6 protein-coding genes are annotated in these 10,009 nt (G+C 53.8%); 3 read left to right on the plus strand and 3 right to left on the minus strand.

Going from position 1 to position 10,009, the window contains the following annotated elements:
• The first annotated feature begins 395 nt into the window (after nucleotides 1–395).
• Complete coding sequence (locus VE954_RS29630; protein ID WP_324959757.1) at nucleotides 396–824, plus strand: response regulator; 429 nt, start codon at nucleotides 396–398, stop codon at nucleotides 822–824.
• 70 nt (nucleotides 825–894) lie between these two features.
• Nucleotides 895–1,167 carry a hypothetical protein gene (locus VE954_RS29635; RefSeq protein ID WP_324959759.1) on the plus strand — a complete coding sequence of 91 codons (273 nt, stop codon included), beginning with the start codon at nucleotides 895–897 and terminating at the stop codon, nucleotides 1,165–1,167.
• A gap of 360 nt (nucleotides 1,168–1,527) precedes the next feature.
• Here the strand turns inward: VE954_RS29635 and VE954_RS29640 are convergent, their stop codons facing one another.
• The 3 genes from VE954_RS29640 to VE954_RS29650 form a co-directional block, all read right to left on the minus strand.
• The gene (locus tag VE954_RS29640; RefSeq protein ID WP_324959761.1) at nucleotides 1,528–6,117 is read right to left on the minus strand and encodes a response regulator; all 4,590 of its coding nucleotides are present in this window, start codon (nucleotides 6,115–6,117) and stop codon (nucleotides 1,528–1,530) included.
• Between the two features lie 266 nt (nucleotides 6,118–6,383).
• Nucleotides 6,384–8,240 carry a hypothetical protein gene (locus VE954_RS29645; RefSeq protein ID WP_324959764.1) on the minus strand — a complete coding sequence of 619 codons (1,857 nt, stop codon included), beginning with the start codon at nucleotides 8,238–8,240 and terminating at the stop codon, nucleotides 6,384–6,386.
• Between the two features lie 231 nt (nucleotides 8,241–8,471).
• Nucleotides 8,472–9,536: a hypothetical protein gene (locus VE954_RS29650; RefSeq protein WP_324959766.1), complete on the minus strand. Its 1,065-nt coding sequence runs from the start codon at nucleotides 9,534–9,536 to the stop codon at nucleotides 8,472–8,474.
• A gap of 85 nt (nucleotides 9,537–9,621) precedes the next feature.
• On the opposite strand from VE954_RS29650, the gene VE954_RS29655 reads away from it, so the two are divergent.
• On the plus strand, nucleotides 9,622–10,009 hold a 388-nt coding region (locus tag VE954_RS29655), incomplete at its 3' end, for a hypothetical protein (protein ID WP_324959768.1).

The following is a 10,009-nucleotide window of genomic DNA, read 5'->3' on the forward strand; positions in this document are numbered from 1 at the left end:
GATCCCAGACAGGTTTTTGGCCAGCCTGCCCATTTCGTCTTCAAACCCGCGCGGAACCAAGCACGAGTCCATGGAACACTTACTAATCAATAGGTCTAAGGCGATCTGGTAGGATTTGGATGGAATCCTGACCGCTGTCCAGGCGCAGAGATCGCACGAAGAGTATTGGAATCAATGGAAAAAAAATCATCGAGCGTGCCAATTAATCGCTATATATGCCAATTTGATATGCTAGCAGTTCGCTCCAGCCAAAAGCGAAAAAATCCGCCGCGGCGCCGAAAAAAAAATTGCCCAAATCCAAACGCCGGTGTGGCTGCAAATCCGTTTGACAGCCCGCCTCTCAGCCTTCATTCTCGCCTATTATTTCCCTGCTGGAGGGCTGGGCGGGAATGGCCATGGAAACATCCAAACCACTCGCAGATGTGAAAATACTTGCGGTCGACGACAGTCCCGACATGCTCATGCTGCTGACAAGGATTCTTGAAAAACATGGAGCCGCTGTCACAGCCTGCAGCTCTGTCGATGACGCGCTTGAGAGGCTTTCAGAAACAAAGTTTGACGTTATTGTTTCGGATATCGCGATGCCCGAGCGGGATGGTTTTGAACTCGTCAAAGCCGTTCGTGACATGGAAAGTGGAAGCGAACACCAGACCCCGGCCATTGCCGTCTCAGGGCACATTGATTTTGAGAGCCGCACCCGATCCTATGGCCAGGGCTTTCAGGTTCACCTGGGAAAGCCGATCAACCAGAAGCATCTGGTAGCAATCGTTGAACGCCTGAAAGAGCTTGATGGTGAAGCCGTGAGACAGGGCTTCAATTGGTGAGACCGGCGAAGCCGCCTTCCTATTCATATTCTTTCTCTTCACCATCAATCAATGCGAAGGATCGGGGACCATGTCCAATTTTGCATTTCTGGAATACGTACACCGCATCAACAACGCCCTGGAGGTTGATCAGCTCAGAACCGTCGCCGATGAACTCAGACGTGCCGACATCCTCCCCGGCATGCACAGTGACCTCGTGCCTGATGTTCTCACAGAAAGAATGCGCAACGAATGGCTCCTTGGGAGGTTTCTGGTGATTATGGACAGGCAGGCTTATGAGATGATCACCCCCTGGCTCAACCAGGTCATTGATATCTTCCGGGAGAGTGAGCCAAAAACCTGAGGCAAAGTCAGACTTTGGAGGCATGAGAGAAAACGGCAGAACCCACCTTATGCTGCAGAGATCAGATTCCCCGCAGCATTGATTTTGGAATTTAGTCGCTTATGTCTTCGGTAACTGTACCTTCACTTCCACGGCTGCGAGGAGGTCTTCCTGGGCGTGGGTCACTATCTGGAGCCGGGCCTGGACCAGGATTTGGGCCATCACCACCATTGACACCGCCGGATGAATTGCCGCTTTGAGCACCATCCTTGCCAATCGAATCGAGATAATTATCAAGCTTCAGTTGATCCTGCTTCCATTCCAGCAGGAAATGCCACGTGCAGGACACGTAAAATGCTGTGAAAGAGTCCTTGCTCCATCTCAATGGAGGCGCATGGGATCTGAGTTATACCGTGCTGAAAATGAACGCACCTTCGCCACCAGGCCCATGCGGTCTATCGGTTTCGTCAGATAGTCATCGAAGCCCGCGCCAGTCGTCTCACGCTTGGACGTCGGTACACGCCCGGACAGGGCCAGGATCGGACCACGGTAGTTGGCCTCCCTTAGCTTCGCCGTGGCCTCATTCCCGTCGAGACTACCCGGCATCTGAATGTCCATGAGGATCACATCATGGGGGCTGGCCTGGGCCTTCTCGACCCCTTCGAGTCCGTTTGAGGCAATGTCGACGGTAGCACCTGCCAGCTCGAGATAACGGCGAATAACAAGCTGGTTATCCAGCGCATCGTCGACCAGCAAAACCCGCACGCCCGTTAAAGTTTTTCCTCCCGAAGGCTCACAGCCGCGTCCCGTATCAGGAGGGGTCAGGACTTTTTTGTTGGCCAAGCGAGCGACGACATCTATCAGCACATTCGCCTTTACAGGCTTGCTCAGATAATCGCTACAACCGGCTGACAGACACTTCTCCCGCTCACCACTCATGGCATGCGCGGTGAGTGACACTATGGGCGTCTGATACCCGGCTGCCTTGAGCCGACGGGTCGCTTCGTAGCCGTCAAGCACTGGCATCTGAATATCCATCAGCACGACATCGTAAGCCGATGATTGCGCCTTTCCGAGCGCCTCCAGGCCATTGACGGCCAACTCGACTACAGCACCGCTTTGCTGCAGAAAATAAGTCATCAGAGCCTGATTGTCTGGTCCATCTTCGACCAGTAACACGCGCATTCCCGTCAGTCTCTGGCTCGAAACAAAGCGGTCTGAAATGGCAAGTTTGATATTTTCGAGGCTGGCTGTCGTCAGACCCGTCAGCGTCGTCACGCCGTCGAGCGGTCCAGGATCCAAATGGAAAGTGAAAGTACTGCCCTGGCCCAGCCGACTTTCTGTCAACGTGACATCTCCGCCTAAGGCTTCCGCGAGTCGGCGTGCCAATGTAAGGCCAAGACCGGTACCACCGAACTTGCGCGTAACTGAACTATCGGCCTGGCTGAATGGGCGGAAAAGCCGGCCCTGTTGCTCCGGAGAAAGGCCGCAGCCCGTATCTTTCACGATAAAATAGAGATGCTTGCCCGTCTGACCTGCAGTGGCCGGCATGAGCCGGACTGTAATGCTCACGCTTCCCTCTTGGGTAAACTTCAACGCATTGCCGCCAATATTCAGCAGTACCTGCCGCATGCGCTTCGGACAGGCTAAAATAGTCTGCGGGATTTCGCCGTCGAAATTCAGTTGGAACGTGAGACCTTGCCCCTTTGCGCGCGAATCCAGTAACGCCACCGTTTCGCTTAGTTCGGGAAGGAGCTCGAATCGCACCCTTTCGACCTCGAGCTTGCCGGCCTCAACTTTTGCAATGTCCAGTATTTCATCGACCAGCTCGCTCAGCTGCTCAATGTTTCGTCGAATTCTTGTGGCGTAATGGATCGCATCATTTCTTTCCTGTTCGGGATTCAGGAGTAACTCTGCGTAGCCCAATATCGCCCCAAGGGGAGTCCGAATCTCGTGACTCATGTTGGCAAGGAATTCACTCTTGGCGCTGTTGGCCGCCTCGGCTGCATTTTTAGCGGCCTGGATCTCCGCAGCGCTTGACACTTCCTCGGTCACGTCGTCAATCGCCAGGAGGATGCGGGCTTCGATACCAGCCTTCTGCGCAAGGCGCCGCGCACCAAGTTTCATTGATCGCCGACCAATTATCGGAAACTCTTCCTCAATGAAGTAGTCCTCAATCCGTTCATTGCTCGGAAGAATTTCTTCGAGCAAACGTCGAAGCGAAGGGATATCCCACTGGCCGCTGCCAAGGTCGTAAATGCGGACGTTCTCGGTTTCAGCTGGCTTTACCCGGAAATGATGGAAGAAAGCCCGATTCGCCGTGAGAACGCGCAGGTCGCCATCCAGTACGACGAGCGGCATAGGGGTGGTCTGGACGATGGCATCGGCATAGTCCCGAGCCACCAGGACCTGTTCGTAGCTGCTCTTGATCGCATTGATATCGACCAGGGCAATGACAGCGCCTTCAATTTTGTTGTCCTCTGTTCGATATGGCTTGATCCGAAGGGAATACCAGCAGCCCAACCGATCCTGCACTTCCATTTCCCTCGTGTTGAGAGAGGCGATAACTTCTCTTGCCATGCTTTCAAGGCCATCGACTTTGAGCTCTGCAGCGATCTCAGCCAGAGGCTTGCCCACGTCCTTGGCACTAACGCCCAGAATCTTTTCGGCCGACGGCGTGAAAAGGCGAACGTTGAGCGTCTCCGACAGCATCAGTATCGGAATTTGCACGCTCCCGAACAGATTCGCCAAATCGTTGTTAACTTGGCCCAATTGCTGATTGCGATTTTGAAGTTCTTCGTTAACAGTTATCAATTCCTCGTTGGCGGCCTGAGTCTCTTCCTTGGCCGTCGCAAGTTCTTCGTTGGCACTTTGAAGTTCTTCATTGGATGAAAGGATTTCTTCACTGACCGACCTAAGCTCTTCGTTGGTTGCCTGCGCCTTTTCGATGATCGCGTTGAGATATTCTTTGGTCTCCGCCAGCTCACGACGCAGCCGATTGACTTCGCTTTCATCATCCGCACCCGGAGGGGCTGCATCTGGGCTCTGCATAACTCCCGCCGTGAACAGCACAACGAAAAACCGCTGTGCTTCAGGCGCGGGCACGAACGGTATTGCGGAGATCGTAACGTTTCTTATTTCGCTGCCAAATGCTTTGATCCATGCCTCTTTTTTGACCGGGCGATCGGCAGCCGACGCCTCCTGCAGAGCCGCGCGCAAGCCGACCAGCATCCCCTCGCGACACATCTTGAAAAGACTTGTCGTCAAATCGCCGGACGGATTCACGAGAAACTCACTGGTGTCGCCACGAAACTGGATGACTTCCAACCTGTCATTAACCACCACGCCGGGACCTACAGCATGGTTTAAAATGGCGCGATCCGCCTCGGCCTTGAAATCAGATTTCCTGGTCGTCTCGATCCGGGATGGCTGGGAAGCTGGCTGAATGCTCGACCTCCTGCCAAAACCCGCCATCGCAAAATCAGCTGCTGCGAGTTCACGAATCACGGCGTTCTTTTGGAAAATCCTGTTTTCCTTGTCCTCGGCGCCAAACAGGTCGATCGCTGCACCAACCGTCTCCGCGTGACCAAGCATAAGGAACCCGCCGGGGTTCAGCGCAAAGTGGAAATTCCTGAGTATTTGGATTTGCAGGCCCTGAGTCAGGTAAATGAGGAGATTGCGGCAACTAATAATGTCCACCCGGGAAAAGGGTGGATCACGGGCGATGTTTTGTTTGGCGAAGACGCAGCACTCGCGAAGAGCGGGTCTAACCCTGTAGCCGTTGCCCTCTGCGATGAAAAACCTGTCGAGCCGTTCCGGCGACACGTCATCTCGAATACGGGAGTCGTAACGTCCAGCCCGGGCCTTGGCGAGGGCTAATTCGCTTACGTCCGTGGCAAAGATTTCGATCTTTGCCGGGCTTCCATGCTCTTCCATGAACTCAGCCATGCAAATCGCGATCGAATAGGCTTCTTCGCCTGTTGCACAGCCAGGTACCCAGATACGCACTGGGGCTGATGCCACTTTGCGGGCAAAAATGGTGGGTAGAACGTGGGTCTTCAATGCAACAAAGCTGGGCGGGTCACGGAAGAAACGCGTGACTTTGATGAGGAGGTCTTCGTAAAGTTTGTCTGCCTCGAATTCATTTGTACGGAGATAGGCAACGTAGTCATCGACCCGCTCCATGCCGTGGTCAGCCATGCGCCGCTGGATCCGCCGTGTGACTGTCGGCAGCTTATAGTGTGTAAAGTCCATTCCCTTGACGGTTTTCATAAGACCAAGAATCTTTTGAATGCCCCCAGTGATCTCGTCTCCAATTGTACGCTGGGCGTTTTCCTCTGGAGCACGAACAATGCGCTTGCGCTCTGCAAGTGCGAAAAGTTCCTTGGCAATGTCTTCGAGCGTCAGAACGAAGTCAGCGCCGGCGGCAACTGCGGCAGCGGGCATGTCGTGAAACTTCGCCGATTCCCGGCTTTGAGCCAAGGCTACGCCACCAGCCGCCATTATAGCAGCAATGCCGTTTGCACCGTCGTTGCCTGTGCCTGACAGGACAACACCGATCGCTTCGTGTTGTCGCTCACGGGCGAGCGAGCACAAGAAATCGTCGACGGTCGAGTGGCCTCCCTTGCCCGTCTTGCGTGGCGCAAGCCTTAGCTTGTTTCCTTCCAGGGAAACGGACACGTTTGCGGGTGATACATAAATGTGATCAGACTCCAGGACCACGCCGTCAGTAACTTCCGTGACCGGAATTGACGTTGCTCTGGCAAGAATCTCGGTAAGAAAACTCTTGTGACTGGGATCAAGGTGCTGAACCAGGACAAAAGTTAAACCGGTTGCGGGGTCCAGGTGCGCAAGCAAGTCAGTAAACGCTTCGAGTCCGCCAGCCGAAGCTCCTATACCAACCACTATTGGTAAAATTATCTGACCATCATTCGTGCCCGTTTTCGAAGCGAGAGGATTTTCTTGTGACATATGTGATCCCGATCATTCAAGCTAATCGCAGCGAAATCCGATGCAGCTTCCCTCTGTAATTCCGGCACCAGCTTATGGTTTATTTGGAACGGCCGAAAAGTATCGGCATAAATTGACTGTAGATGGGAGAGGCCTGAAAAAATAGGTCTAAATTCTGCTAGAGCGCTAAACTCAGGGCGTCTAAAAATCGCCTGGAGTCCTGTCACAACTTTCCCCGCAAAGGTAGTCGTGATGGGAGAAATAAGGTAATGCCATGCATAGCCTGATCAGGTTTTTTGAAGTCGAACCAACCACTCCCTGCGCAAGCGATCTTTAGCGTCCCGCTCGGTGATGCTCGTCGCCTCGGTGAGGATCCGAACTTTCTCCGCTGCTGACAGCTGAGACCTCATCAGCAATTTGGAAAAGGCGCTGCTTAACGCCGAGCCCGACAGGTGAACAAAGTCTCCGACTCGCGGCCGGGCGGCGACATTTGATTCCGGCCCAGGATCCGGCGTGGTCGGCTCAAAAACTGCGCGGTCCGCTGGGTAAATTTCAGGGTGTCCGGTATGAACTTCCGCTGAGAAAACCGGGGAAACGGTTACATCATCTTTCCTGGCTGATTCCGCCGAATGGAAAGCCGAAGGCCGGGTAACGCCAGCTGTATGCTTGAGTCCTGGGATTCTGCTGTCACCATCGACCCAGGGGCCTGGCCCGCCCCTGACCCCCGGCGTGACACCAACTGGAGTAGGGGAGAAGGGAGCCTCGAAAGGCAAAACCCGGGCTTCTTGATCACTCTGCGTTATCATCCCAGAATTCCGACCTGGGTGCGTGGCATCCAAGGATGCCTTCTTATGTTTTTTTGAAGAAATGTTCCGGGACTTAAGGGATTCCAACGCCTCCACCCAGAAAGCGGGCTGCTCCTGGCCCCTGTTCCTGCCCTTGAGAGAGTTGCGGTTCCGGTAGAGGCTGCGCAGCGTGGCCCCAAGCCCTCGCGTCAGCGACTGCGACTTCTGCCAGCCAGGCACCCGCCTGATTACCAAGTCAAGCGCTTTCCGGACTTCCTGCTGCCCGATTCCGGACCATTTCGAAGCCAGGATCAGCGAGACCAGCCAACGGTTCCGCTCGCCCTTTTGCACAAATTCAGGAGCTGTGATGCCGGAAAAATTGAAAGCCTTTCGCTCAGGCTCATCCAGCAGAAGATCCAAAGCGCGGCTGGTCAGCACAACATCCGGGCGGATCGTCAGGCGATAGCCTTCACCTGACACCTTCTCCACACCGAGCCACCTGGGAGGATCGGCCAGCAGCTTATAGGCTGTGTTTTTTCCCATCCCGTAGCGGCCTGTAAGATCCGCCGCCTTCATCTGCTCCGAACCCCACGGACCCACCGAGTCCAGGAGGTCTGTGTAGAGACGCGCCAGCGCCTTCTCCACGCGAATATCCGGCCAGAGGACATCCTCACGCTCACTCTTCAGCTTCCCGCGAAGGGCGACGTGATTTTGAAGCTCGCGAACAAGATTCCTCAGTACTGCTGGCCGGTGCTTCTGGATCATTGCCAGCACGAAATCAGCTTGATCAAGCACACGCTCCTGGCGGAACATGTTCGGCATTAGACGCTTGAGACCACGGGCGCCCTCGTCAGCACCCATGCCGTGATGATTGAGAATCCGGATGATCATGTCCTGCACCTTGAACGCAAGCTTTTGAACGTCCGCCGTTTCATCGATCAGCTCCAAAGGTGAAATCGCCAGCGCAAGGCTGAGGCCATGACCTCCCGAGGAGCGCACCACATGACTCAGGTAGCGAAGAATGATCGGGGCGTCCGCCGACAGGGCGGCCGCTATCGTCGGCCAGTCCAGCTTTCCATCGCGGATCCACTTTTTAAGAGCACGCTTGAAATCAAGATCAAAATGAAGCCAGATCAAGGTCTCCGTGCCCGTGCCTTCATTCAAAATAGTGGTAGAAATCAGAGAGAACTCGGAGCGCTTGTCCTTGCGGACACCGCCCACCGGCACGGCAAAGCGTTTGCCGTCGTCATATGCCCAATGGGCGAACTGGTAATGCGAGGGAAGGTCGGTCTTTGCTATTTTTTTCTTCCGTGGGCGTCCCTGCCCCTCATACACGCGATCCGTCGCTGCAGCAGCCATCCATGGCCTTTCTTTGCGCAAAGGTTTCCTGATCCGTTCGCGGCATGCGCTTTTTGAGCGCAAAAATGGCCTTGAATGGGTGATTTTTGACAAAATTTTCCGCTGGAAGTTGCGCTTGAGGGATGGGTGGGATAACTTTGGAAGTACTACATTCTCGAAGTTATCTTATGGGTGCCATCCATGGCGCCTCCCCTTCGGGGGAATCAGCTGTACTGAATTGCTTCGTCTCTCCTACCTTGCAAACCCGACCCGAAATTTTTTCTTCATGCGCCGCTCGCGCAGCGTGAATGCAGTATCACGCAGGACTTTCGTCAGGCCCGGCAGGCCTTCCAAAAATCCGTGCAGGCAGAGAATATTCAGAGGCTCCAGCATCAGCCGGCGCAGCCACTCCACAAGACTCCAACTGCTTGCTGATCCTCCACTCGCTTTCATAATTGCCTTATTTTGTGCCGAAACGAGTGAATCACGCGTCGCAGAAAGTTCGGTCTCCAGGGGTTTTGCACCAGTATGTATCCGCGAAATGAGAGTGCGATATTGCACAGGATCCAGACGAGCCATGGCGATTCGCGTCGGCGCGAGTTGAGCCTCAATATCCAAAATTCGCTTTTCAAGCTGCTGAACCTCAGTGGTACCTGCGACCGCTACGGACACTGCGTGCTGTTCCGTATTTTTTATTGAGGCGTGCATTGTTGTATAGCCGATAGTGATTAAGAAGAAACCTAGGACTTTCTGAATCCATGCCTTGAGTGAAAGCAAGTCCATCGGCAGACTCAGCAGAATGGAGCTGGAAATGACTATCAAAGCGGACCAGAACCAAGCCTCGCCTGTATTGCCACCTGCTTGTGCACTGTATGTGATAAGAGCTGCGCTACAGAGCAGCGTTCCAATGCCGCATGCAACCAAGCAAAGCCAGCTGACATCAGGATTTAGGATATTTTGCTTAGCAGCTTTCCAGCTTTGAGCCTGCGTAGGGAGAGGGACGAAAATCGGCTGAGATGGATTAGCCAATAGATTGATTTTGTCGGGTTTGCGGATTGGTAGAACTTGCGCATCAGAGTTTACTTCATGACGCTCGGTAATTTCTGTCATCAAGCCAATGGGCTTTGGCTTTTCAACTTCAAGTTGAATATTGACCGAGGTGGACCTCTGGCCAAAATAAGGTTGGGCCTGGGTATTTAACTCCGAGCCGTGAATTTCTAGCAATGCCTGTTCTACCGAATAGCCCTTCTTTCTTATTAAATACGATTTTTTCGCCCGCTGTGGTCCTGTAAGTCTTACCTGCCTCAATGGTTCCATGAGATCACCGACAGTTAGATGTTCCCATAAACTTTAATAGAAACATCTAACTTGTAGCAACTGAAACTTGGAGTTAGCTTAAACTTTGTTTGCGGTACTGAAGAGATCTGCGGCACTGAAGAGGTCTGCGGCACTGAAGAGGTCTGCGGTACTGAAGAGGTCTGCGGCACTGAAGGGGTCTGCGGTACTGAAGCGGTTTGCAGTACTGAAGGGGTCTGCGGCACTGAAGAGGTCTGCGGTACTGAAGGGGTCTGCGGTACTGAAGGGGTCTGCGGTACTGAAGGGGTCTGCGGTACTGAAGGAGTCTGCGGCACTGAAGGAGTCTGCGGCACTGAAGAGGTCTGCAGTACTGAAGAGATCTACAGTACTGAAGCGGTTTGCAGTACTGAAGCGGTTTGCAGTACTGAAGCGGTTTGCAGTACTGAAGCGGTTTGCAGTACTGAAGCGGTTTGCAGTACTGAAGCGGTTTGCAG

Source organism: Oligoflexus sp. (genome assembly GCF_035638955.1).
Taxonomy (GTDB): domain Bacteria; phylum Bdellovibrionota_B; class Oligoflexia; order Oligoflexales; family Oligoflexaceae; genus Oligoflexus.